The organism is Actinomyces sp. ph3 (assembly GCF_000308055.1).
In the GTDB taxonomy this organism is placed as follows: domain Bacteria; phylum Actinomycetota; class Actinomycetes; order Actinomycetales; family Actinomycetaceae; genus Pauljensenia.
The window spans coordinates 616,350-640,669 of sequence record NZ_CAGY01000001.1 but is presented as its reverse complement, the minus strand read 5'-3'; the positions used below and the strand labels follow the sequence as shown (position 1 = coordinate 640,669).

Sequence of the window (24,320 nt, the reverse complement as noted above, 5' to 3'; positions counted from 1 at the left end):
CCGGGCGGACGGCCTCGTAAAGTGGGCATATTCATCCCGGGTGAACTGTGCAGGTGGCAGCCCATTTCGTGTCTTTTTTCATTGGGCTTACTGCCGTCATCTGCCCGTGATCGAGTAAAATAAACCGGGTTTATTCGAAAGGTGAGGAATGATGAGCGCCATTACGCCGGCGAGCGACGCCGATCTTCAGGTCCTTGAAGAACAATTGGGACGCGTTCCGCGCGGCGTTGTTGGGATTGCAGCCCGCTGCGTGTGTGGAAAACCCACAGTCGTGGCAACCGCGCCTCGCCTTGAAGACGGAACGCCTTTCCCCACGACTTTCTATCTGACTAGCCCCGGCGCTGTCCGTGCGTGCTCGACCTTGGAAGCAACCAAGGTGATGGAGGAATTCAACCAGGACCTTGCCGAAGACGAGGAACTGCGCGCGGCCTATCAGCATGCCCATGAGGCCTACATCGCAGCGCGCGAGGAATTGGGCGCGCAGCTGAAACTTGATGTGCCAGAAATTCATGGGGTCTCTGCTGGCGGAATGCCGACCCGCGTCAAATGCCTGCACGCACTGGTTGGACATGCCTTGGCTGCTGGTCGCGGCGTGAATCCGATCGGGGATCGCGCGCTGGATATGATGCGTGAGCGCGGACTGTGGGACACGGCCGCCTGCACCTGCTGACTGACAATACGACTAAGAAAGAATGAGATCATGACGCGGGTAGCGGCAATTGACTGTGGAACAAACTCAATTCGACTTCTAGTGGCCGATGGCGTGCTTAAGGGCGATGCCATTGCGCTGGGCGATTTGACGCGCCAGATGCGCATTGTGCGCCTCGGGCAGGGCGTTGATCGAACGGGACGACTGGCTCCCGAGGCGATCGAGCGGACACTTGCCGCAGTGCGTGAGTACAAGCGCATGATTGACAATCTCGAAGCCGAAGAGATTCGTTTTGTTGCAACCTCTGCAATGCGCGATGCGGAGAACCGCGATGAATTCATTGAACCTGTGAAGGAAATCCTTGGCGTTTATCCCGAGGTCGTTCCCGGAACCGAGGAAGCCGCTCTCTCCTTCGCCGGTGCAGCCAGTGGCGTCGTTGGCCAAGAACGCGGCAGGGTACTTGTTGTTGATATCGGTGGGGGATCGACCGAAATGGTCGTGGGAACTTTGGGAAAGGGAGTTACCGAGGCTTATTCGGCAGATATGGGCTCCGTCCGCGTGACGGAGAAGTTCTTCGCTTCTTGCGCCAGTGACCAACCGATTCCCGACGGGGTGCAGGCGCAGGCAAGTGAGTGGATTGATGCTCGCCTTGACGAGGCCGAGGAGGTCGTTGATTTTTCTTCGGTCCGCGCCGTAGTTGGTGTCGCCGGCACCATCACGACGATTGCTGCGCATGCTTTGGGTTTGAGTTCCTACCAGCCCGAAAAGATTGACGGTGCTTTCTTGAGCCACGAGGCCACCGATTCCTCTGTGCGTTTTATGCTTGAGCAACCTCTTGCTGTGAAGGCCGCTCTGGGCTTTATGCCTGAGGGGCGTGCTGACGTTATTGCAGGCGGAGCGCTCATTTGGAAGCGTGTCATGGATCGAGTGACTCTTCGCTGTGAGAGTAGCGGACACGAAATCGCGGGCGCGTTGGTCTCAGAACACGATATCCTTGACGGTATCGCACTTTCGATGCTCAATCGTCGATAGTGGGCTGTGCCCCCATAGCCCAATTGGCAGAGGCAACCGACTTAAAATCGGTGTGTTGTCGGTTCGAGTCCGACTGGGGGTACTCAATAGAACAGGAACCGAGGGAAAGGAAACTAACATGTCAAACCCTGTGTTCTCAAAGATGGAGCGCGATTGGTCGCGCGCTGATTCGACTCCCGCTGGCTACCCGACCATGCCCGGCTACCAGCCAACGAATGCTCAGCCTTCTGGAACAACAGTGCTGGACCCGCAGCGCTACCCCTATGCTCAGCAGCAGGCCTCGGCGCAAACCTCTGCGCAGAACCCCTACGGTGCGCCAAGCGGGGCCCCGGCGGTTGATCCTTCGGCCTACGCCGATATGCAAGCCGCATACCAGGCGCCCTCTGCAGATGCCGTTGACCGCGGTCGCATGACCTACGATGATGCGCTGATCAAGACGGGCATCACTTTCCTGGTCCTGCTTTTGGGCGCAGCTCCGGCATGGATTCTGACGCTGACAAGTCCGCTTCTGGGACTCGGTCTTGCCGTTATTGGCGGCGTGGTTGCCTTCATTCTTGCTATGGTCAATATTTTCTCCAAGACCATCCGACCCGCACTGATCATCGCCTACGCCTTTGCTGAAGGACTCATGCTGGGTGCCATTTCGGCCGTCATGGAAATGGAATACCCGGGTATCGTCGCTCAGGCATTTATCGCAAGCGTTGTGGTTACCGGCCTGACCCTGGTGCTTTTTGCCTCGGGCAAGGTCCGCAACTCGCCCAAGCTCATGAAGTTCACGCTGATTGGTATCTTCGGCCTGCTGATCACCCGCATTGCAAATGCAGTGCTGGTTGCCTTTGGCTTGATGGCGCCCATTGATTCGATGTACATCATGGGTATTCCGCTGGGAATCGTTGTCTCGGTGGTTGCTGTTTTCCTTGCGGCGATGAGCCTCATTAGTGATTTCGATACCGTGAAGCAGGGCGTCGAACGAGGCGCTCCCGCAAAGTTCGCATGGTACTGCGCCTTCGGCATCATGGTGACGGTTGTTTGGATGTACATGGAGATCCTGCGCATCCTGGCAATTCTGGATCGTCGATAAGCTCGTTTGACGTTTAACGTTTGAAAGGGGCCGCTCTCACATAGAGGCGGCTCCTTTCCTATGCGCGGTGCATTCTTCCGCTGACCATCGAATGCTGCGTTGAAGTATGAATATGCCTGTTTGTCCAGTGAATCTAGGTTGATCTTTGGGAACATTTGTGCAATTTAGGGATCGCGTATCCTATCTCGCGCGCCTGGGTTGTGGGAATGTTTAACTAGAGCGTCACCATTTTTCCCCACTGTGATTCCCCAAGGAGGAAGCATGGAAAACATGAACGTCAGCGGCGAGTTCGGCCGCAAGCCCACTCTGGAATTTACCGATTCGACCCCCAGCGATGAACTGCTGGTTGAGGTTCTTCATGAGGGTGATGGCCAGGTTGTTGAACCCGGCGATACGATCCACTGCCACTACCTGGGTCAGGTATGGGATGGCAATGTTTTCGATAATTCCTATGATCGCGGCGCACCCCTGAGCTTCCAGATCGGCGTCGGCATGGTCATCCCCGGCTGGGATGAGGGCCTCGTGGGCAAGCGCGTGGGCGACCGCGTCCTGCTGTCCATCCCCGCTGAACTCGGCTACGGCGAGCGTGGCGTCCCGCAGGCGGGCATCCCCGGCGGCGCGACCCTCGTGTTCGTCACCGACATCCTCGGCGTGAACTGATCTCATCGCCAATGCGGGGCGGGTCGGCACATTCGTGCCGACCCGCCCCGTCCTATGCTCGCAGTACCCGTTTATTTGTGGGGGAGCGCCGGGCACGCGATGCCCGTGCGTGCGTGGCACTCGTAGCCGCCCGGGTTCTTGAAGAGGTACTGCTGGTGGTAGTCCTCCGCGTACCAGAAGCGCGCGGTGGAGTCCCCGTCGGGTGCGGCAGAAATGTCGGTCTGGATCGGGCCGAATCCCCGTTCGGTGAGCACCTCCTGGTAGGCAGCTCGCAGAGCCATCGCATCGTGCAGCTGGCTCTCAGTGGTCGTCCAGATCGCAGAGCGGTACTGGTCGCCGATGTCATTGCCCTGGCCGCCCACCTGCGTGGGATCGTGGATCTCAAAGAAGAGCCGAACCAGGTCAGCAGCGCTGGTGAGCGCGGTATCGAAGACGACGCGCACGGTCTCCGCGTGACCCGTCGAATGTGAGCACACCTGCTCGTACGTCGGGTTGGGCGAATGCCCGCCCATGTAGCCCGTCGCCGTGGTGACGACGCCGGGTGTATTCCACAGGGCCTTCTCGACGCCCCAGAAACACCCTGCGGCCAGGTAGATGACCTCCTGGCCTGTCCCGGCCTCGGCCCTCATGTTCGACCCAAGGACCGCGTGCGTTGTGGGATGAACATCCGTCTGCGCGAGCGTGAAGATATTTCTCATATCTGACAGTATGCGCTTCGTGTGCGCACATGGCGCGGTGCGCGAACGGAAATGGGGGAGTGGGGGGTACGCTTAGGGAAGAATGAAAAGGAGGGACCGTGGCCGATACTCAGGAACAGCCGCGCTGGAAACTATCCGACCTCATGGGCAGGCTTTCTGCGGCGCTGCCCGCGAAGCACACTGACGAACCCACGCCCGCTCCCGTCATGGTGTCGGTACGCGAGGAGCGCGAAGACGAGCGCGATGTCGCCGTGGCCGTCCCGCGCACCCTGCGCGTGGCTGCGGCATTCTCGTGGCGCACTCTGGTCGTCGCCGGCCTGGTCTTGGCTGTGCTGTGGGGCATCGCGCGCCTGACGATCGTCATCATGCCGGTCGCGATCGCGCTGACGGTGGCGGCGCTTCTCGAACCCCTCGTCTCCTGGATGCGCCGCCGCCTGCACTTTCCCTCGTCACTGGCCGCAACCGTCGGCCTGCTGGTCTTTTTCGCTGTCGTTGCTGGTGCACTGAGCCAGGCTGCCGCCGAACTCATCCAGCAGGTGCCGCAGCTGGCCTCGGAGGCCGCGGACGGCTTCCGCAAGCTGCTTGACGCGATTGCGCATAACGAGTTCTTGCAGGACGGCCCTCTCAAGATGGACACGACCGTCCTGACGAATGTGGCCGAGCAGCTGGGTTCCGAGCTGGTGAACTGGCTGAATAGCAATAAGGAAACGCTGGCGACCGGCGCCCTGAGCATCACATCGTCAGTGGGCACGCTGGCGACCTCCGGCCTGACGATGCTCTTCTGTCTGTTCTTCTTCCTCAAGGAGGGGCGCTCGATCTGGCTGTGGTGTGTGCGCCTGCTGCCCGCCCCCGCCCGCGTTCCCGTTCATGAGAGCGCAATCCGCGGCTGGGCGACCTTCGGCTCCTACGTGCGCACGCAGATCCAGGTGGCGGCCATCGACGCGATCGGTATCGCGCTGGGCGCGTTCTTCCTGGGCGTGCCCCTGGCCATCCCGATCGGTGTCATCACCTTCTTCGCCGCGTTCGTGCCCATTCTGGGTGCTCTGACGTCCGGTGTCATCGCGGTGCTGGTGGCGGCCGTGAACGGTGGCCTGACGAAGGCCATCATCATGCTGGTGATCATCCTGGTCGTCCAGCAGGTTGAATCCAACATTCTGCAGCCCTTCATGATGTCGAACGCGGTGTCCCTGCACCCCGTCGCCGTCATGCTCGTCATCACCGCGGGTTCGGCGATCGCTGGTATCGCTGGTGCGGTCTTCTCGGTGCCGATTGCGGCGTTCATCAATGCGACCGTCATGTACCTGCACGGGTATGACCCGATGCCCGAGCTCGCGACTGCGTCGGATCGCCCGGGTGGTCCTCCCGGCGCCCTCGAGGAGGAGATCGCAGCCTCCTACGCCGGTAAGCCCGACACGCGTCCCTACGTGGCTCGCGCGGAGTCGAGCGAGGACGAGGTCGTGGCGTCCGTGGATCTTCACGTCGAGGCCCGCGTCGAGTCGGAGGGCGACGCGACCCGGGAGGAAACGTCGGCTGATGAGAAGCAGAAGTCGGGGGCGCCTCCGATGCCCCACGTGGAGGCGTAAGGCTTCCTTAGCCGCATATGCAAGAGCGGGTCCCACCGGTTGGTGGGACCCGCTTCGCGTTGATTGAGGGGCGAGGCCGCGCGGGCCTGGCCGACTGCGGACTCAGCCTTCGAAGGGCGTGGCGTCGAGGATCTCGACCTCGATCATACGGCCCGTGGGGGCCTCGTAGGTCAGGGTGTCGCCCTTGCGGTGTCCGATGACCGCAGCGCCCAGCGGAGCCTGCGAGGAGAAGACCTGCACGCCAAGGTCGCCGCCGGCGTCACGTGAGCCCAGAAGGAACTTCTGTTCGCGGCCAGCAACCATGGCGGTCACAACCATTCCGGGCTCAACAACGCCGTCATCGGCAGGAGTTTCGCCGACCTGCGCATTACGCAGCATCTCTTCCAAGCTCTGAATGCGAGTCTCGTTCAAGGACTGTTCGTTGCGCGCAGCGTGGTAACCGCCGTTCTCGCGCAGATCGCCTTCTTGGCGCGCGGCGTCAATGAGACGTGCGATTTCGGGGCGGCGTACCTCGACGCGCTCCGTCAGCTCCGCCTGGAGCTTGTCATACTGGGCTTGGGTCAGCCACTGGGTATCAGCCATTACTTTGCCTCCGACATGTGTCGATGAGTATCGACGTGTGCTTTGACTCTACAGATTTGACAGCCTACCAGCCTTAAAGGCGGTGCGGGCGCATTTGCGCTATCTGTGGAAAAAGAATTACAAGACAGCGAGATACACGGCTACGCAGTGGCACGCCCACGCGAGCACGGTGCACAGGTGAAAGATCTCGTGGAAGCCAAACCAACGCGGTGAAAGGTCCGGTTTCTTCGTCGCGTAGACCACTGCGCCGATTGTGTACAGAATTCCGCCTGCAAGAAGCAGCCACACGATCACAGCGCCACCCAAGGCCCAAAACTGCGGTAGATACCAAACCGCAACCCATCCCAGAGCAACGTAGATCAGTGTTGCCAGCCACCGCGGTGCGGTCGGCCAAAAGAGATTGAGCAAAATCCCCAGGAGTGCCCCGCCCCAGACGATGGACAAGATTGTCACTGCCTGGTCATGGGGGAGGATCGCAATGGAGAGGGGAGTATACGTACCTGCGATCAGAAGGAAGATGTTTGAGTGGTCAAGGCGGTTCCACACGATTTCCCAGCGCGGGGACCAATAGAAGCGGTGGTAGAGCGCAGAAATCCCGAAGAGAATCAACGAGGCCGCAAGGTAGATTGCAGACCCGCCTTTGGTTGCGCCGGTGGGTGCAAGGCAGGTGAGGACAATCGAGGCCGCCAAAGACAGCGGTGCGGCGACAAGGTGAATCCAACCCCGCAGGTGGGGCTTAACCGATATCTTCTGTCCGGGAAACCACTGAGTGGGTTTGAGGGAAGCGATTTTCATGAGTGCCTCCACGAAAGATCAACCTACGCATGCGTAACTTACTACACCGTAGGGTACGCCAATTTAAAGGGAAAGGCAGCAGTCTTCCGCTGATTGTGAACAGTCAGACTGGATGTTTGCATGAGGAAGAAATATGCGATGAGCGTCATATTCGCGATACTCTTAACCCATGTTGACGCGCTCACGCGTGGGAGGGTTTAGCAGTGTCACAGTGGAATGTGCTTTACGACGTTTATGAAAAGCGCCTTCGTGCGTCTTTGTTGGGGCGTCCAATTCCTCGCCACGTCGGCGTAATTTTGGATGGGAATCGTCGCTGGGCCAAATCGATTGGCTTCACCGCGTCCCAGGGACACCGTGTTGGTGCAGGGAAAATCACCGAATTCTTGGGTTGGGCCGAAGAAGTAGGCGTTGAAATCGTCACCTTGTGGATGCTTTCGACAGATAATCTATCTCGCCAAAGTGATGAGCTCTCTGAGCTGCTCGCGATTATTTCCCAGGCTGTTTCGGCATTGAGCCAGGCCGGTAAGTGGCACCTGCGAATTGTTGGTGACCTACGACTGCTTCCTGAAGATATCGCCAATTCTCTTCGTCAGGCTGCTCAGGAAAGTCCCTCAAAGAGCGCTTTGAGTGTCAACATTGCGGTTGGCTACGGCGGTCGTCATGAGATTGTCGAGGCCGTGCGTGAGGTGATCCGTGACGCTGGGCAGCGGGGTGAGAGTCTTGAAGAACTTGCTTCGCGTTTGAAGGATTCGGACATTGCCGAACACCTGTATACCGGTGACCAACCCGATCCGGATCTTGTCATTCGAACCTCTGGCGAACAGCGACTGTCAGGCTTCATGATTTGGCAGTCTGCACACTCTGAGTTTTATTTCTGCGAAACCTATTGGCCAGATTTTAGGAAGATTGATTTCCTTCGCGCGCTTCGTGCCTACGCCCAAAGAGAGCGGCGGATGGGGAAGTAGTTCCCTGTGTGAAGGTTTCGGCTTGATACAGCGGGGGCGCGGATCTTTTGATCCGCGCCCCCCCTGCGTCTTTCAACGCCTTACGATTGAATCGTCTCAGGCTAGGAACTCAGCGAGTTCAGAGAGCCACGGGGGGTTCGCTCCCGCACGAGAGACCGTAATATCGCCAATTGTTGCCGCACGCTCCAAGATGAAGTCGACCTTTGAGGCATCCAAATCACGCAGAGCGGGACGCGACATGGCACCCACCAGACCGAGCGACCACAGGGCATCAATCAGGCCTCCCATGAAGGAGTCGCCTGCGCCAACGGTGTCTTCGACCTTGACATCTCCGGCGGGGATAGAACGGCGAACACCACTGGAGGTGAATGCCGCTGCGCCTTCCTTGCCCTTCGTGACAACGATGAGCGAGGGACCTGCGGTGAGCCAATCGCGGACTACATCCTCAATTTCGCGGCCGTTGGTGAGCCAGGCGATATCTTCGTCGGACACCTTGACGACATCAGAAATACCGATGAACTTGTTGACGGTCGCCAATGCTTCTTCAGGTGTTCCCATGAGAGCGGGGCGAGCATTGGGATCATAGGTGATGATGGCGTGCTGGCGTGCGGTGATCATTGCATCCAAAACGGCGTGTGCGCCGGGCTCGATCACTGCAGCAATGGAACCGGAGTGGACGATTCGAGCCTGTGTGGATACGGCGATGGGGCTATTTGGACACCAATCAAGATCAAAGGTGTAGGTTGCCGCGCCCTTTTCGTTGAGCTTTGCGAGTGCGGTCGGAGTGTGATCAGCACCGAAGGACTCCTCAGTGATGACAACGTGCGAGGCCGTGAAGTGTTCTTCGAGGATGTCTCCGCGTTCATCGTGTGCCAGCCACGTTTGCAGGCCAACGTTACGGCCCAAGCGTCCGAGCGTCATTGCGACGTTTGCCGGTGAGCCCCCGGGGATCTCAACGGCCGCGATAGGGCTGTCTGCGGGGACCACGATATCCATCAGGGCTTCTCCGATGGAGAGGATGTGGGGGTCGGTTGCGAGGTCCATGTTTCCTCCTGTTTCCAGACCACGTCGGCTGGTTTCCTCGAACAATTGACGTTCTCAGTCTAACCAATCTCTGGGGTCCTGGGCGACGGAGAATTAATTTTCTGTTCCCTGTTCCATCCGTTGGGTTGCTGCGTCCAAAATCGAGCGGCAGCGGGTGGCAAGGGCTTCGCCGCGTTCCCACATGGCAAGAGTGTCTTCTAAGGGTGCCTGTCCGCTTTCCAGCGTCTTCACGATGGCGATCAATTCATCGCGCGCTGCTTCATACGACAGGGATTCCGGTGCCGGGAGTGTATTTTCTGCCATGTGATCCTCCAAGTTGGGTGGCTGTTTTGGTGAGAAAGTCGGACGGTTTATTCGTTTGCCTGCGCTGCGTTACTTGTCGCTTGGGTGGAGCCAACGACTTGGGCGACCAAGCGGCCCGAGGCAAGGATGCCTTCGACCAAAGTGCCCTTCGGGACTTGCGAGGCGTCGCGAACCAATTCGCCAGAGGGAAGCTTGAGCATGGAATACCCGCGTTCCAAAGTGGCCTGCGGTGAGAGCGCACGCAGGGTTGCCGAGGCCTGAACGATTCCTTGGCGTTCCTCGCTTAGGCGTCGCTCTATCCGGGAACGCAAATTTGTTACCGCTGAATCGATGAGGACGCGATGAGGTTCCAGCGTTGCTGCCGGTGTGAGGAAGATGGGACGCGAAACGACAAGATCCAAATGATGACGTTCTTGTGTCAGTCTGCGCTCGATTGCATTGCGCATTGCTTGAGAAGCAGCAGCCAAACCCTCAAGCTCTTGGGCAAGGTCGGGAACAATGCGTCTGGCCGCATCCGTCGGAGTTGAAGCGCGGAAATCTGCCACATAATCCAAAAGTGGCGCATCGCCTTCGTGCCCGATTGCCGACACCAGGGGAGTGGAAGCGGCTGCAGCGGCACGTACCAAGGCCTCGTCAGAGAAGGGAAGAAGATCCTCAACGGAACCGCCGCCTCGGGCAACAACAATCACGTCAACTTCGGGGATTTGATCGAGCTCGGCAATGGCATCGCTGACTTCGCGCACCGCGTACTGCCCCTGGACCGCGACCTCACGGACCTCGAACCGCGCAGCGGGCCAGCGTGCACTTGCATTTACAATGACGTCATCTTTTGCCTTCGCATTTCGCCCGCACACAAGGCCAATAACGCGCGGAAGGAAAGGAAGAGGTTTCTTACGTCCTTCGTCAAAGAGGCCTTCGGCTGCGAGTATTTGACGCAGGCGTTCAATTTGAGCCAATAGATCGCCCAGACCTTGAAGGTGAACCTCGGCTGCTTGGAGGTTCAAGCTTCCGCTGCGTTCCCAAAAAACAGGCTTGACGCGCGTGACGACTTTGACGCCTTCTTCAAATCCTGCGCCAACGGCAGAAATGACATTCGGGAAAGCTGTAACGGTCATCGAGGTGTCAGATTCGGTGTCGCGCAAGGTGAAAAACGCCATGCGCGAGCCCGGGCGCGGGTTGTATTGGACGACCTGTCCTTCCACCCAGAGCGAAGACATCCGATCAACGTAGATCTTGATGTTCTGCGTGAGTCTACGCAGCGGCCACGGGTTTTCGCGCGTCGTATCAGCAGCTTTTGCTGCGGGGGGCATGTTCTCTGACACGAAATAAGCATGACACAGGCAAGGGGCATTTGCGTCCAGACTGGGAAGGAAAAGAAATTATGGTTCGCAGATGCACATGGCGGCCTGTACGGTTGATCTATGACTCATGACGACACCCTTCGTACTAGCGAAAGCGATTCCCGCGTCGAAGGTGGGAAGATCCTGCTTGCAGCGCCGCGCGGTTATTGCGCCGGTGTTGACCGTGCAGTTGATGTCGTAGAGAAAGCACTGGATTTGTACGGCGCCCCCGTGTACGTGCGCAAAGAAATCGTTCACAACAAATTCGTTGTGGAATCCTTGAGCAAGCGCGGGGCAGTCTTTGTCCAAGAAACCGATCAGGTCCCCGAAGGCGCGCGCGTAGTCTTTTCCGCACATGGAGTTTCCCCGCAGGTTCATGAGGTCGCAGCGCAGCGACACCTAGCAACCATTGATGCGACATGCCCGCTGGTGACCAAGGTGCATCGCGAGGCCGTGCGTTTCGCGAAGGATGATTACGACATTATTTTGGTGGGCCACGAAGGTCACGAGGAAGTTGAGGGGACCTTTGGTGAGGCCCCGGAGCATATTCAAGTCGTTGGAAGTCCTGAAGAAGTCGACAATCTGGTTGTTCGTGACCCCGAGCGCGTCGTGTGGATTTCACAGACGACCTTGTCGGTTGATGAGACTCGCCAGACTGTTGATCGCCTGCGCGAGCGTTTCCCCAAACTTGTTGATCCGCCCTCGGATGACATTTGCTATGCGACACAGAACCGACAGGGGGCCGTGAAGGTCATTGCTCCGCTGGTTGATGTCATGGTTGTCGTGGGCTCGGCGAATTCTTCGAACTCGGTACGTCTGGTTGATGTCGCGCTCGAATCGGGCGTTCCAGCTGCCTATCGCATCGATAAGGCCGAGGAACTACAAGAAGAATGGTTTGCGGGAGCCTCGACGGTCGGTCTGACTTCCGGTGCGTCGGTGCCCGAGATCCTTGTACGCGATGTTGTCGCCTGGCTGCAAGAACGCGGTTTTCCCACCGTTGAAGAGGTGCGAACCGAGACGGAGACGACGACCTTCGCGCTTCCACGCGATCTGCGTTCGGACCTTAAGGAAGCTGGTCACCTTGATAATCGCCCTCACGCGCGCCGTACTGCGGGGCCTGATCACACCAGCTGAGCGCAAGTTCACCCGCTTTTTCACGCACTTTCTAAGCGCGGGCGAACGGGAGTGCGGCCTCGTCGGATAGGATAGGGGCGTGTCTTTAACTATTGGTATCGCCGGCCTGCCCAACGTTGGCAAGTCCACTCTGTTTAATGCTCTGACCCGCGCGACCGTTCTGGCTGCAAACTACCCCTTCGCAACCATCGAACCGAATGTGGGTGTCGTTCCGCTTCCCGATGCGCGTTTGAACAAGCTCGCCGAGATCTTCGGTTCTCAGCGCATCATTCCCGCGACCGTTTCTTTCGTTGATATCGCGGGTATTGTGCGTGGTGCGTCTGAGGGTGAGGGCTTGGGTAACCAGTTCCTTGCGAACATTCGCGAGGCCGACGCCATTTGCCAGGTGACGCGCGCTTTTTCCGACCCTGACGTTGTGCACGTTGATGGCAAGGTTGATCCTGAGTCGGATATTGAAACCATTAAGACCGAGCTGATTCTGGCTGACATGCAGACGCTTGAGAAGCAAATCCCGCGTCTGGAAAAGGAAGTTCGCGGCAAGAAGACCGAGGCAATTGTCCTGGAAACTGCGCGCGCAGCAATGGAACTGCTTGAAAAGGGCGAACTGCTCAGCGGCCCCGCGGGGGCAAAGCTTGATCAGGATGCACTCAAGTCCTTCCAACTGATGACCTCTAAGCCCTTTATCTTCGTGTTCAATATGGATGCCGAAGAAATGGACAACAAGGAACTGCAGGACGAGTTGCGTTCGCTTGTTACCCCCGCTGAAGCGATCTTCTTGGATGCACAGTTCGAGTCCGAGCTTGTTGAGCTGGACGAGGATGACGCGCGAGAAATGTTGGCGGAGTCCGGCCAGAGCGAATCCGGCTTGGATAAGTTGGCGCGAGTTGGCTTCGATACCCTTGGGCTGCAGACCTACCTGACCGCTGGTGAGAAGGAAGCGCGCGCCTGGACAATCCACAAGGGCGATACTGCTCCCAAGGCTGCCGGCGTGATCCACACGGACTTCGAGAAGGGCTTCATTAAGGCTGAGATCGTCTCATACGACGATCTGATCGAGGCTGGTTCCATGGCTGCTGCGAAGGCTGCCGGCAAGGTCCGCATGGAAGGTAAGGACTACGTCATGCAGGACGGCGACATCGTGGAGTTCCGCTTCAACGTGTGAGTTCTTTGAAACGTAGTGGTGGCCGGGGCGTGTGCCCCGGCCACTTCTGTTTTGTATCTGACCTTTCTCAAGGGGGGGGCACGAAACCCGTTGGAAGAGCCGATCAGAATCTCAGGACGCCCTCACAAACCCCGCCTTCTCGGGCGTCGTTTTAAAATATGAATCACCTGCTTGCGCAGAAAGTCGCAATGGTCCGCCAGACTTCTGAGCGGTGCAGGCTTTGTTGTTCTCCGTACCTAGCCTCGACCTCCATACCTGACCTCGGTTCTGCACGAGAAAACGCTGTCATTCTGGCTGTTGACTTCCTCTTCAAGGCGTAGCCGCTGGAAGCGGTGACCAACGTCATCCTCAGAACATCCCATTCAGGGTGACAGTCTTGCTGATTGGGGTTCGCTGGTGTGAGGGAGTATGCACATCCATCGCGTCTACAGGCTCGCTTGGGTGATGTAGCCGTGCTCGTAGCGGTTCTTCATCTGCTTGAGCGCAACGAAGCCGAGAACAAGGCCGATAATGTTCACCGCGACGACGGGGATGGAGAAGAATTCGGCCACGAAGATGAAGCTGATCGGAGCCAGGTCCAGCCAGTGCTCACCGCTCGGAATCAGCACGTTCACCAGCGTCCCGAGGATGACTAGCGCGAAGATAACAAGCCCGGTGATCCCGAATCCGCGGCACGCTGCCCCTAAGGCTTTGCCCGGCTACGCGCAGGTACGCCGGACTGCTGGGGAACCTGCGCCGGATACCCGTTCAAGCCGGGGCCGGTCGAATATGGAGTCGTCACAGGTAGTCCTTCATTTGTCGAGGGCAATGGGACAGAGGCGTCCGGGATAAATTAGGCCCCCCATCAACCAGAGGATGGCCGTGATCTCGGCAACCAGAAACACAATCATCGGGGCTGCATTCATCCAAACCCCAACCTTGTACATCCTCTCGTGACGTGGGTCCTGCACCCGCTTGCGCCCATTCAAGCCGAGGATGAGACCGATGACGTTCATGATCGCGCCCGGGATGTAGATCGTCCCGGAGATGGCAATGAAACTGAAGGGAGCGAGAGCTTGCTCAACGGAATCTTTCGCACTAAATGCGGGATACACTCCCGAGAACAGTCCGCTAGCACAGAGGATGAGTCCAATAATCCCCAGGCATATGGAGGCCACGCCGAGGCCTTGGCCGGGTGGAGCCGCAACCTGCGGCGCCGGCTGCATGTCGGCGTAGGGGTTGCCCGGCACGGTACCGGGGTAGATCGGTGCGTTTCCGGGGTTGCCAGGCAGACCGGAATCGGGAGATGAGGCATTGTCATCATCGGTCCTTCAGTCGTTGTTCGTTGCGTCTGAGTACCCACCGGATGGGGTCACCGTGAGCGGCTCCGGGCCGCATACACCAAGATGAGCCCAGAGACCACCAGCATCAGGCCAAAGGGGACCACGTATAGAAGAAGTGCGACGCCGGCCCAGGCGAGCCCGTCGCCACTATCCCCATGGTCTCCAGGGATGAGATCAATCGCGATACAGCCAACGATCGACGCCACGATGATGACTGTGCCGAAGGCGGTCAGAATGATGCCGCCGATGCTCCGCCTCTTCTTCGGGCGAGGCGCGGGTTCCTGGCCCCAATAACCGTGCTGCGCGTCAGGCACATACCCCTGACCCATCGCACCGTTCATAGGCTGCGCGTCCCATTGAGTGGGAGCCGCGTACTCCGGAGGATACCCCGGAGCGGGATGCAAGTCCGGGAGGTGTGGATTCGGGGTTGTCACGGTCGGTCCTTCACGTGTTGATAGGTGCCACCCATGCGGGCTGCAATCACAATCCTAAAGGAGCGCATGCTCACGCCACGTATCGACAGTCACGGGACCCGACACACAGGCTCGTCGTTTGGTGCGGCCCCGCTGCTCGCACCCACATCACCCGCTTGGCAATTCCGACGCAGTACGCAAGGAGCACTGTCGGCAGACCAAAAAGCGCGCATGGGATGAGAAGAAGACCCGAAAGCAAGTATTGACCATCGCCATTATCCGAATGATCCACAGGCTCTAAATTAATCAGGAATGTCATGATGCTCGGAGCAAGGAGCAACAACAGCCCAATGACAGCAAAGAGGATCCAAATTTTGGGGACCCACGGCTTCTTTGGAAGAGGTTGCGTCGGCGGTGGTTGCAACACCATTGCCCGTTTCGACCAAGCAGGATGAGGCAACACACCATGAGGCACCCCATCGTGCGTGGTACCGGTGGCCGCCACCCCTACATGAATTTGTAAGAACCTTTCGCATTGAAAACGAACAGGATGTTAAAACTCAGCTGATTTCAGGGAATTACTTTTAGGTACTTTCAATGTCAGGATTTTAAAATGAGGTAAAAGCGAGACAATAACTAATGACTCCCATTTGGTTCTAAAATCTACGATACCTACGGAAGTTGATAGACGAATAATAGCCAAATTTAGTTTAGAAGAACCCCCAGTAAGGCACGGAATACTGTTTAGTACGTATAACCCAGAAAGAAATAAAATGACTAGCTATAGCTAGAGTAAAAATGGTTGCAACACTCAGCACTGTTATAGGATTAGAAGCGAAAACCAAAGAGACAATCAAGGCAGTTAGATAGAGTGTCGCTTGAGCACAGTAGTAACTTCTTGGATAGCGAAGATAGTTTTTGTTATAGGGCCCATTTGCTAGGACAGCAGCTTGGAAGAGGCCAATTCCGATATAAAAGAGGCTGATTGCAACGAGAAGATTAGCCTCAGGATTCAGAAGAAAACCCATCGAAACCGTCATCAACATAAGCCCAATGAAAATAGGATAGTGACTATAAATTATAAATACTCCCTTTTGATTGGATCCTTCATCAATAGCATGGTCAAATTCACCAAAATAAAACAAGAACAGGGAAACCATGATAACGAAATTAAGAACCGAATAAATCGAGAAATCCTCGATTGTAAAGAAGCTAACTAGCCCAACAACCATCTCTCCAAACGTAATGATGACAAGAAGGGAGACGCGCTCGATTAAATGGGGAAGATTTACCTGGAAATGCTCATCTTTAGTAATCAAGAAAATTGGCACAATAAATGTTAGCAGAATACTAGCAATAAAGATATAGACTCCAACGTAAATAGGGAAAAGAGCTGCCAGATAGACTCCTAAACTTTGTAGACCTGTTAACCATAGAAAACCTTTGATACTTTCCCGATCAGTATTATCGGTTGATTCTCTAAAAAACTCAACCAAATATTGAAGAAATAGGGTAAGGGTTAAAGTACCAACAGCCCAACAGGTATAATAGAACCATTGTTGCCAATTGTATCCAATCATATTGGATATAAAGAGCATAAGTCCCATGTTGATAAACATGATTACCATATTAAATAACGAGTTCGTTCCATAGCGATTGGTATAAATGGTTTGAATCATCCAGGAATTGATGACAACCAAGACAGAGATGAAGAAATCAAGTAAAGAATCCCAAGCCAAAATACCGTTATGAAGCGGGTGAATTAAAGCAGTTGCTTTTGAAATTGCAAAAACAAACACTAGGTCATAAAATAGTTCTGAAAATTCTACACGTTTATGCTTAACAAGAGTTCCCATCTTATGACCTTTCTATTTTATAAGTACAATTTATTATAATAGAAAATGGTACTTGCTACAATAAAACAAGGTTCATATTGGGTATGAACTGTTCTTTTCTGAGAAGTTGGCGCAATGGCTGCGATGAGTAGCGCGGCCCCACAGGCCCCCTCCGCGTGCGAGTACTGGGAAGGCGATCGGTACGCGGTGTCTCCATCGACTTATGCGGTGTGAATGGCGCACTCCTACCACCCATGAGGCGAGGATCACACGTTTTTACTTTCGAGATTATCCGGGTAACACGGGTCGGCCCCGGCCTCGTCGAGAGGGATGAGGCCAAGGCCAGGACATGCGTCAACGCTGAAGAGGGTTACTCTCGTCCCTCGCGTACGCTCGCGAGGATGCGGCGACGCAGCGGGACGGTTGCCTCGGAGGCGACGACTACGGTCCATGAAGCCGCGCGGGGACCCCATAGAGGACAGAGCACGCACCTGATCGGCAGAGTCGAGGACGCGAATCGACTGGTTGACCGCGGTCGACACGGCGCCCAGGGCGAGGGTGATCGCGAAGGTCAGCAGCATACCCCTGTTGATATCGCCGATGACTACGAGCGCAACCTCGTCGGTCCTCTCCCCGCTCATCGAGATCGCGGAGGAGGCCGGGTACATGATGTACACGAGGAACCCGACGAGGGCCACCGCCCCGAAGGAGCGCCAGAAGGTCCGTGGGTCGTCGGCCATGCGGCTCCCGGCCACCATCATCTGAGGGGTGCGCGCCACGGAGGCCATGATGCGACCCATGAGGCTGATCGACCAGACGCCCACTAGGTTGACGATCAGGAAGATAGCGCCCATGAAGCCCATGAACACGGCCATGCCGATCGCTGGTCCCAGACTCATCGCAGCCGTGCCGACGCTTAGCCACACCACAAGGAGGACCAAGCCGAGGACGGGGCCGACCGCGCTCACCCGGCCCGCCTGCGTACGGCGCGCGACGCCCAGGGGTGTGATTGCGACTGTGCGCATGGCTAGCCACGAGGACAGGGCGGCCAGGAGGATCATAGCGAGCCCCTCGACGAGGAGGGCAACGACCCCCAACCCACATCTCGCCGACCCCCATCGGGCGGCCCTGGAAGGACAGGGCGCCCCACGCGGGAAGCGTGACCGCGTACAGGATCGAGCCGACGACAACACCGACGGCCGCAAACACGCAGGTTTCGAGGATGCAGGCGAGCTTCGTCATCCACCTGGGCGAGTCCCACTCCGAGGCCGGATGGTCCGAGACGCGCACGACCGCACTGGCCGACCTGTGGAAGAGCGAGCACTCCTCGTCGTTCACGGCGATGCGCTCGCGTGGGTGCGGCTTCTCCTCGACGCAGTTCGTCGATCAGCTGGGCGTCATCGGACCCGACTGTCACGTCGCCCACGGCGTGTACATACGTGCCGATGACCGCCGGTGACTGCGCGCCCGCCAGACGGCCGTGGCGCTGTGCCCGCGCTCGAACCGGGGTGATCGGCCTGGGCGCGCCGCGCGGGAGCCGTCATAGCGCCTCTGTGATCATCTTCCTCCTTGGCCGCGACGAGGAGGCCCGCTGGCACCTGGCAGCGCATCTTCGCCCGCGGCGACTGCGCGTTGACCTCATCTCTGCGCGACCAAAGCACTAGCTAGCGCGCTAACGTACAACGCCTTGACACTACATAACCCTCTCACATGTATGGGGCAGAACACTTTGAAGGACACTAACGGAAGTGGTTCTTTGTATAGATCTATGCTATGTTAGGCAGGTGTACGGATAAACTCCGTACAGAAGAAAGAGAGACTCCAATGAGCACCATGAAGACACAGCGCCTGGACCTGCGCCTCACCAAAGAACAGGATGCACTCATTCGTCGAGCGGCTGAACAGGATGCCCGTAGCATCAGCGATTTCGTTCTCTCCACTGCAACACTGGAAGCGCAGCGACGTCTTGCCGACCAGCGCCTCTTCTTCATGAACGACGAACAATACGCCCGCTTCGAAGAAATTCTGCAGGCGCCGCCGACGGACGATCCCAAGCTGCGCAGGCTCTTCGAGCGCCCGTCGCCCTTCGGCACGCACATCAATCTGACCACTCCACGCACCTCTGATCAGTGATGTACGTATCAGTTCTGCAAGAACCTCGTCTTCTTGAACACAAAGACGACCGATCACGATTCCAGTCGGGCGACACCGAGATCGACGATTGGTTCCACCGCTTCGCATGGCAGAACCATCGAGAAGGTAACACTCGCGTTTTCGTCACGAGGCAGGAACCAGAGACGCTTGGTTTCTACGCCCTGTCTATGGGAGCAGTAGAACGCAGCACACTCCCAGATGCCCTCAAACCCGGTCGACGCCCGGACCCGTGTCCCATCCTTCTCCTCGCGCGGCTTGCCGTCGATCGACGCGTACAGGGAAACGGCATCGGTGCAGCGCTCCTCAAGGACGCCCTCTTGCGAGCCTACAAGCTCAGCAACGACGTCGGTTTTGCTGCCCTCCTGGTCCACTGCGCGGACGACCGGGCACGTGAGTTCTACCTCCACCAGTCCTCGCAGTTTGTTCCCTGCCCGGGGGCAGACAACCACCTCATGCTGCCGCTACGCGCACTCCGGGAGTTCATAGACGCTCTGTGAAGCACTTCGATTAGGCGCCAACATGTGAGGGCCCGGGATCGATACCGATCCCGGGCCCTCACAGGGTTAGATTCAGTTGGCGCCCGGCGTGATAACGACGGTGATCTCGGTGCTGATGCCGTCCGGATCGGTCAGGGTCACGGTGATCGGGTCGTCGTCCTCGCCCAGCGCACGCAGCGGGTGCAGGGTGACGATGTTCTTCTCGGACTTGCCCACCTCAAGGGCGGTCGGGTCAGAGACCTCGATCGTCCACTTGGCGGCCTTGTCGGAGTCGGCCAGCTTGACCTTCAGGTCGTGCTTCTCGGGGACCTTGATCCCGTGCTCGTCGATCTGAGCGATGGGACGCTCGACCGTCTTGACGTCCTTCGGGGTCACGTAGGAGTGAGCGGAATCGGAATCGGTGGCGCAGCCGGTCAGGGCGGTGACGCCCAGGCCGAGAGCCAGCACTGCAGTAAGGACGGAACGCTTGTTCATAAGCACAATACTAAGCATCCATCCTCACAGATATGCATCACAAGGTCTGTTTTGGGACGATGTCACATCATCTCACGTCACATGGACCAGACCAGCGCTCCCGATTCCACGTCCGCCCAGTACGAGCTGGCAAACTCCGCCCGCTGCTGCGGGAACTGCAGCTGCGGGCTGTGCGTGCCCCCTCGGATGATGCTTTCGCGGGCCCCCAGGTCGGCGGCCTCCTCGGCGTATCACGAGGGCGGCCAGATCTCGTCCTGGTCCCCGTACAGCATGTGCACGGGCACGCGCCCGGTGGCCGCGAGCGCGGGCGTGTCGGGGCGCAGCTCGGCCAGGATGCGGGCGATTCCGACCAGGTTTTTCGAGGCCGTATCGAGCGCGCGAATACGTTGGAATTCCGCCCATCCGACGCCGGGTTCGTCGAAGTTCATGTCGGGGAAGTAGGTGCGCAGCACCTGCTGGCGCGCGCCGGGCCCGTGGGCAGGGGGTCGAGGATCGGCGCTATCCGACGAAGCGTGAGTAATGCCTACTTCCAGTAGAATCGCACTACCTGTTTTCGATGTGAGTGATAAGAGGCAATATGAGCCAGGAGAAAGAACCTTTGTTCTCCGAAGAAGCCGCGCATGGCTATCAAGAAGATGAACTTCTTGACGCTCCCGTTTTTGAAGGTGAACTCATTGAAGATGATGAAAATGGCCCGCTGCTTTCTGAACTCTCAACGGAGGAGGGACAAGGGGCCTCGGTCTATGCGGTCTTCTTTCTGAAGAAGCTCGTGCGCATTCGGGGAGTGCGGATCTCCCGTGAAGACTTCCTGCGCCAAGAGCTTCAGAAAGCCCACTTGAGTGAGTCGCAGATTGAAGAGGCTATTGCCAGTGATCCGATCTCAGCGGGAATTTCTCAGAAACGTTTGGACAAATTGGCCAATGACGCGATTTCTTATGAAACGAAGAAATCGACCGCTCTCTCATTTGTCGCTGGTATTCCGGGTGGGCTCGCAATGGTGGGGACCGTTCCCGCTGACTTGGGGCAGTACTACGTTCACTCGCTTCGGATCGTGCAAAAACTTGCCTATTTGTATGGATGGAAAGAATTCCTGGCTGATCCAGAAGATGTTGATGATGAGACCATTGCACAGATGGGCCTCTTCTTCGGCGTCATGCTGGGAGTTGCCGGGGCTGCTGAATCGATGCGAGATTTTGCTCGGATGATCGTTGCTCCTGCCATTGAAAAGCGAGTTGCGCGCAAGGCCTTGATGAAGGGGACCTGGTATCCGGTCGTCAAGAAATCGCTCAAGGTCATCGGAATTTCCGTGACGAAGCAGGGCTTCACCAAAACAATGTCGAAGATCCTTCCGCTTATTGGCGGAGTGATTTCGGGTGGCATGACTTTCGTTTCGCTTCAGACTCAGGCCAATCGACTCAAGCAACACCTGCGTCAGCTCCCGCCTCCGGGTGCTGACGCTGAGGGCTGAAAAAACAGTAGAATATTGGCTCTTTCTTTCTCCCAATGAGTGTGTCCCGGTTGGGGAAAACTTTTACCTTGGAGTTTTCTAAGAAGAAGATGGAAAAAAATTAAAACGGTTCGTTGGTGCAAGTGCCCTTCATATTCTGAATACGACGACGGATGGAGGGCGATGAAGCCATGGACCAAACAAAAGAACACATCTTGATAAGGTCGAACGGTAGTCAAAATTTTTTCGACCGGACCGACGATGTTGTCCGTTGGGAAGATCGTGGTGACTATATTGAAGTGTTCTATATGGGTGTCCATGCCGTGGTTCCTCCCAGCAGCGGATACAAGTATCGTCGCGAGAACGTTCGTATCTATACCCAGATCAGTGAACATGACATTCATCCTCTTGATGAGGTCAAAGTTGACGGAGCAATCTGGACAAACGTCACCAAGATCTGGGTTTTGAGTTGGGAGGGGACGCCGTCCCAAGTTCGATACACAATTGCCTGTATAAACAAGAACGGTGAAATAAAGCTGCATCGCAGGGCCGCGGGGCAGTTAGATGTTCGTGAAGCGAGCGCTGCGCAGATTAAGTCGCAACTAGTCATTGATTATGTCTGCGAAGAAGTATTCGACTATGCGCACAGGCAAGGTGCTGAACTTTGCATCAATGACAAAGGTTATGAAGAGTGGTTTGGGGAGGGCGAGGCGGGGATAGCTGCGCAGCTCGCAACGATTTGGCAGCGGCTACCTCGTGCCCCAGAGGGATCTGCGCTCGAGGCGTTTCTGAGCGGGAATTGCGATGCAACAACAGGTGCTTCTGCGGAGGTCGTCATGCCTTTCCGTTCTAATTTTGATCAACGGCTGGCTATCAAGTCTGCTCTGAGGCATCAGATTTCGATTATTGATGGACCTCCGGGAACAGGCAAAACGCAAACAATCTTGAACCTCATTGCAACGCTTATATGGCAGGGGAAAAGAGTAGGGATTGTAGCGGGAGCTAATTCTGCGGTACAGAATGTCGTCGACAAGCTCACTGAGGAAGGGTATGGCTTCCTTCTCGCAAACCTGGGAAATAGAGAGCATGTTGACCAGTTTTGGGAAGATCAGGAAAAGCTGCAGAAATTGGAAGAGGAGTGGCGTTCAGCTGTGCTTTCTGATGTAGACACGACGCTACTACCAATGTTCAGAGAACGCCTACGCCAAACTGAAAATTCTTTAGTCTCATCGTGGGTCAGTTCACGAGAAATTCCGCGTTTGCGCGCACAACTGAGGGAGATAGAGAGAGAACGAGGAATCTTTGAAGAAAAACTCAGTCGTAGTGGTCTTGAATTGCCAGACCTCTCTGACTACGTATTTGCGCATGCCGATGCCGCTCTCATTGGCGATTTATTAGCATGCGCACTTGTGCAGCCGCGTCTTCCACGAGGAATAAAAGGTCTAATAGAAAGATGGCGGCGTTATCGAACCTACGGATCGCTTAAGGGGCTAGATCTTAGTGATGCAAGCGTGCAGTCCGTCATTCAATTGTTGCTTTACCAGGTTGTGGAACGTGAAGCGGAAGAACGCCTGAATGTTGAGTTAGAAAAATCGTCAGATAATCAGAACGATCAAGTCGGCAGAAGCTATCGCGACTATGCGCGAAAAGTTTTTAATGCTTCCTTACTGCGGCGTCTTGCCTCAGATGAAGAAAATGTTTTAGACGAGAGTGAGCGTATCAATGAACAGACAGAGGCTTTGCTGAATCGCTTTCCGATTGTTGCATCGACCTGTTTTTCAATTCGTAACAACTTAGCGAATGATGTGCTTCTCGACTGGATCATCATCGATGAGGCCTCGCAAGTTATTCTTCCTCAGGGATTAGCCGCACTTTCCAAAGCTAGAAATGCGGTGATCGTCGGAGATGAGAAGCAGATCGGACCGATTTTAAGCGGGTGGGAAGAGAGCGAATATGAGCCTCCGAATGAACGGTTTGATGTACGAAAACTGTCATTGCTGACAGCGACCAAAATGCTGGCGTATAGCGCAAATGTTCCCAGTACGTTATTGACTGAGCACTATAGGTGTCACCCAGCGATCATCGAGTTTTGCAATCGCATGTACTATGACGGCCAATTGGTGGCAATGTCTGAGCCGAGCGAAGATGCACCGTCGCCGTTTCAAGTTGTTTATGCGGCACCAGGACATCACTCGCGAACATTGCATGGCGAGCGAAAGAGGAATAAACGTTATTCTCAGCGTGAAATCGATATTATTGCGGAACTCAAAGAAATGAGGGTGCTCCGCGAAGACCTTGATCTTGACGGTGTAGACGCATCAGGAGACTTTCTACTGGGAGTCGTCACTCCTTATCGCGAACAGGCGAACCGAATTGCGGAGCGTCTAAAAGGAGAATTGCCTGCACCGAACGATCCCCGCTTGCTAGTCGAAACCGCACATAAATTCCAAGGCCGCGGAGCTGGAATCGTCGTGCTATCAACGGTGCTCGATAGCGAGGATGAAGCAGCCCGAAACGAGTATTACGATGACGACCGCCTAACGAATGTTGCAGTTTCGCGTGCCAAAGAGCAGCTCATCGTCGTGACAACGGGAAATGGAGTCCGGAAGAGTCGCAACATGAGAGCATTGCTTGACTATATCGAGACCTACGATCCAAGTGCAGTTACTCATTCAGAAATCGTCTCAGTCTTCGATGTTCTTTATCCGACCTATAGCGCTTCGCTTGAACGTTATGCCCGTGCGAAAAGTAAAGGAAAAGGAGAATCTCCTGCTGAGAATATTGCATTCGAGCTGTTAAAGGAGATTCTTCAAGTACCGCGTTATTCGGCCTTTAAATGCCAGATGCATCTACCTCTACGCGATATCTTACCAAACACGGAAAAGCTTGAAGACGAGCAACGTGCTTTTGTCTATACCGATAGTGCGATTGACTTTGGCATAAGTTCGAAAGTGAGCTCTCGCTTACTCCTTGCTATCGAAGTTGATGGAGTTGCTTTCCATGAAAACAATCCTGAACAGTTGAGAAGAGACAGAATGAAGGATGAAATATTGGGTCTCTATGGGGTTCCGGTTTTGCGACTTCCGACGAATGGGTCAGGAGAAGAGAAACGTATTCGCAAGGCCATGGACGCATTGCTTGAGTAGCGTT

Annotated in this window: 25 protein-coding genes, 1 tRNA gene and 1 pseudogene; 14 read left to right on the top strand and 13 right to left on the bottom strand. The window is 56.3% G+C overall.

The window, feature by feature from the left end; genetic code table 11:
• The first annotated feature begins 148 nt into the window (after positions 1–148).
• The 5 genes from HGAS_RS02935 (at position 149) to HGAS_RS02915 (ending at position 3,422) form a co-directional block, all read left to right on the top strand.
• Positions 149–670: a DUF501 domain-containing protein gene (locus HGAS_RS02935; RefSeq protein WP_019126421.1), complete on the top strand. Its 522-nt coding sequence runs from the start codon at positions 149–151 to the stop codon at positions 668–670.
• A 30-nt stretch (positions 671–700) separates the two neighbouring features.
• Positions 701–1,681, top strand: coding sequence for a Ppx/GppA phosphatase family protein (locus HGAS_RS02930; RefSeq protein WP_009408925.1), 981 nt, complete (start codon positions 701–703; stop codon positions 1,679–1,681).
• Between the two features lie 8 nt (positions 1,682–1,689).
• Positions 1,690–1,763 (top strand) — tRNA-Leu (locus HGAS_RS02925).
• A 36-nt stretch (positions 1,764–1,799) separates the two neighbouring features.
• Positions 1,800–2,762, top strand: a complete 963-nt coding sequence (locus tag HGAS_RS02920; protein WP_009408926.1) for a Bax inhibitor-1/YccA family protein — start codon at positions 1,800–1,802, stop codon at positions 2,760–2,762.
• Between the two features lie 261 nt (positions 2,763–3,023).
• Complete coding sequence (locus HGAS_RS02915) at positions 3,024–3,422, top strand: FKBP-type peptidyl-prolyl cis-trans isomerase (RefSeq protein WP_019126420.1); 399 nt, start codon at positions 3,024–3,026, stop codon at positions 3,420–3,422.
• A 71-nt stretch (positions 3,423–3,493) separates the two neighbouring features.
• On the opposite strand, the gene msrA is transcribed toward HGAS_RS02915, so the two are convergent.
• Positions 3,494–4,120: a peptide-methionine (S)-S-oxide reductase MsrA gene (gene msrA, locus HGAS_RS02910; protein ID WP_009408928.1), complete on the bottom strand. Its 627-nt coding sequence runs from the start codon at positions 4,118–4,120 to the stop codon at positions 3,494–3,496.
• A gap of 98 nt (positions 4,121–4,218) precedes the next feature.
• Between msrA and HGAS_RS02905 the strand changes: the two genes are divergently transcribed.
• The gene (locus tag HGAS_RS02905) at positions 4,219–5,703 is read left to right on the top strand and encodes an AI-2E family transporter (protein WP_009408929.1); all 1,485 of its coding nucleotides are present in this window, start codon (positions 4,219–4,221) and stop codon (positions 5,701–5,703) included.
• 102 nt (positions 5,704–5,805) lie between these two features.
• Here the strand turns inward: HGAS_RS02905 and greA are convergent, their stop codons facing one another.
• Together greA and trhA are read right to left on the bottom strand one after the other, a co-directional pair.
• A complete protein-coding gene (gene greA, locus HGAS_RS02900) occupies positions 5,806–6,285 on the bottom strand; it encodes a transcription elongation factor GreA (RefSeq protein WP_009408930.1) in 480 nt (159 codons plus the stop codon).
• 117 nt (positions 6,286–6,402) lie between these two features.
• Entirely contained in the window at positions 6,403–7,080 is a 678-nt protein-coding gene (trhA, locus tag HGAS_RS02895; protein ID WP_019126419.1) for a PAQR family membrane homeostasis protein TrhA, read from the bottom strand.
• 203 nt (positions 7,081–7,283) lie between these two features.
• Between trhA and HGAS_RS02890 the strand changes: the two genes are divergently transcribed.
• The gene (locus HGAS_RS02890; RefSeq protein WP_019126418.1) at positions 7,284–8,045 is read left to right on the top strand and encodes an isoprenyl transferase; all 762 of its coding nucleotides are present in this window, start codon (positions 7,284–7,286) and stop codon (positions 8,043–8,045) included.
• Positions 8,046–8,141: 96 nt separating this feature from the next.
• Here HGAS_RS02890 and HGAS_RS02885 read toward each other — a convergent pair whose 3' ends face one another.
• The 3 genes from HGAS_RS02885 to xseA all read right to left on the bottom strand — a co-directional run bounded on the left by HGAS_RS02885 (position 8,142) and on the right by xseA (position 10,702).
• Positions 8,142–9,089 (bottom strand): carbohydrate kinase family protein, encoded by a 948-nt coding sequence (locus HGAS_RS02885; protein WP_019126417.1) that lies wholly within the window; start codon positions 9,087–9,089, stop codon positions 8,142–8,144.
• 93 nt (positions 9,090–9,182) lie between these two features.
• Entirely contained in the window at positions 9,183–9,392 is a 210-nt protein-coding gene (locus HGAS_RS02880) for an exodeoxyribonuclease VII small subunit (RefSeq protein ID WP_009408934.1), read from the bottom strand.
• Positions 9,393–9,439: 47 nt separating this feature from the next.
• Positions 9,440–10,702, bottom strand: coding sequence for an exodeoxyribonuclease VII large subunit (xseA, locus tag HGAS_RS02875; RefSeq protein ID WP_019126416.1), 1,263 nt, complete (start codon positions 10,700–10,702; stop codon positions 9,440–9,442).
• 111 nt (positions 10,703–10,813) lie between these two features.
• Between xseA and HGAS_RS02870 the strand changes: the two genes are divergently transcribed.
• Together HGAS_RS02870 and ychF are read left to right on the top strand one after the other, a co-directional pair.
• A complete protein-coding gene (locus HGAS_RS02870; protein WP_019126415.1) occupies positions 10,814–11,866 on the top strand; it encodes a 4-hydroxy-3-methylbut-2-enyl diphosphate reductase in 1,053 nt (350 codons plus the stop codon).
• A gap of 79 nt (positions 11,867–11,945) precedes the next feature.
• Positions 11,946–13,028, top strand: coding sequence for a redox-regulated ATPase YchF (ychF, locus tag HGAS_RS02865; RefSeq protein ID WP_009408937.1), 1,083 nt, complete (start codon positions 11,946–11,948; stop codon positions 13,026–13,028).
• Between the two features lie 425 nt (positions 13,029–13,453).
• Here the strand turns inward: ychF and HGAS_RS08885 are convergent, their stop codons facing one another.
• The 5 genes from HGAS_RS08885 to HGAS_RS08880 all read right to left on the bottom strand — a co-directional run bounded on the left by HGAS_RS08885 (position 13,454) and on the right by HGAS_RS08880 (position 17,497).
• A complete protein-coding gene (locus HGAS_RS08885; protein ID WP_019126414.1) occupies positions 13,454–13,642 on the bottom strand; it encodes a hypothetical protein in 189 nt (62 codons plus the stop codon).
• 177 nt (positions 13,643–13,819) lie between these two features.
• Entirely contained in the window at positions 13,820–14,257 is a 438-nt protein-coding gene (locus HGAS_RS02855; protein ID WP_019126413.1) for a hypothetical protein, read from the bottom strand.
• Between the two features lie 122 nt (positions 14,258–14,379).
• Complete coding sequence (locus tag HGAS_RS08630) at positions 14,380–14,784, bottom strand: hypothetical protein (protein ID WP_019126412.1); 405 nt, start codon at positions 14,782–14,784, stop codon at positions 14,380–14,382.
• Positions 14,785–15,473: 689 nt separating this feature from the next.
• Entirely contained in the window at positions 15,474–16,619 is a 1,146-nt protein-coding gene (locus tag HGAS_RS02840; protein ID WP_019126410.1) for a low temperature requirement protein A, read from the bottom strand.
• A 245-nt stretch (positions 16,620–16,864) separates the two neighbouring features.
• The gene (locus HGAS_RS08880; RefSeq protein ID WP_233993682.1) at positions 16,865–17,497 is read right to left on the bottom strand and encodes a hypothetical protein; all 633 of its coding nucleotides are present in this window, start codon (positions 17,495–17,497) and stop codon (positions 16,865–16,867) included.
• A 341-nt stretch (positions 17,498–17,838) separates the two neighbouring features.
• Here HGAS_RS08880 and HGAS_RS08700 point away from each other — a divergent pair.
• From HGAS_RS08700 to HGAS_RS02825, 3 genes and pseudogenes are all read left to right on the top strand, one after another.
• Positions 17,839–18,178, top strand: a pseudogene (locus HGAS_RS08700) (cytosine deaminase); the annotation flags it as partial.
• A gap of 244 nt (positions 18,179–18,422) precedes the next feature.
• Positions 18,423–18,731, top strand: coding sequence for a DUF1778 domain-containing protein (locus HGAS_RS02830; RefSeq protein ID WP_026066597.1), 309 nt, complete (start codon positions 18,423–18,425; stop codon positions 18,729–18,731).
• Positions 18,731–19,249 (top strand): GNAT family N-acetyltransferase, encoded by a 519-nt coding sequence (locus HGAS_RS02825; RefSeq protein WP_019126407.1) that lies wholly within the window; start codon positions 18,731–18,733, stop codon positions 19,247–19,249. Before HGAS_RS02830 ends, HGAS_RS02825 begins: the two co-directional genes overlap by 1 nt.
• A gap of 72 nt (positions 19,250–19,321) precedes the next feature.
• On the opposite strand, the gene HGAS_RS02820 is transcribed toward HGAS_RS02825, so the two are convergent.
• Together HGAS_RS02820 and HGAS_RS08875 are read right to left on the bottom strand one after the other, a co-directional pair.
• The gene (locus HGAS_RS02820; protein ID WP_019126406.1) at positions 19,322–19,741 is read right to left on the bottom strand and encodes a hypothetical protein; all 420 of its coding nucleotides are present in this window, start codon (positions 19,739–19,741) and stop codon (positions 19,322–19,324) included.
• Positions 19,742–19,953: 212 nt separating this feature from the next.
• A complete protein-coding gene (locus HGAS_RS08875) occupies positions 19,954–20,151 on the bottom strand; it encodes a hypothetical protein (protein WP_233993677.1) in 198 nt (65 codons plus the stop codon).
• A gap of 149 nt (positions 20,152–20,300) precedes the next feature.
• Between HGAS_RS08875 and HGAS_RS02810 the strand changes: the two genes are divergently transcribed.
• The gene (locus HGAS_RS02810) at positions 20,301–21,191 is read left to right on the top strand and encodes a hypothetical protein (protein ID WP_019126404.1); all 891 of its coding nucleotides are present in this window, start codon (positions 20,301–20,303) and stop codon (positions 21,189–21,191) included.
• Positions 21,192–21,343: 152 nt separating this feature from the next.
• Positions 21,344–24,316 carry an AAA domain-containing protein gene (locus HGAS_RS02805; protein ID WP_034233582.1) on the top strand — a complete coding sequence of 991 codons (2,973 nt, stop codon included), beginning with the start codon at positions 21,344–21,346 and terminating at the stop codon, positions 24,314–24,316.
• The last annotated feature ends 4 nt before the right edge of the window (positions 24,317–24,320 follow it).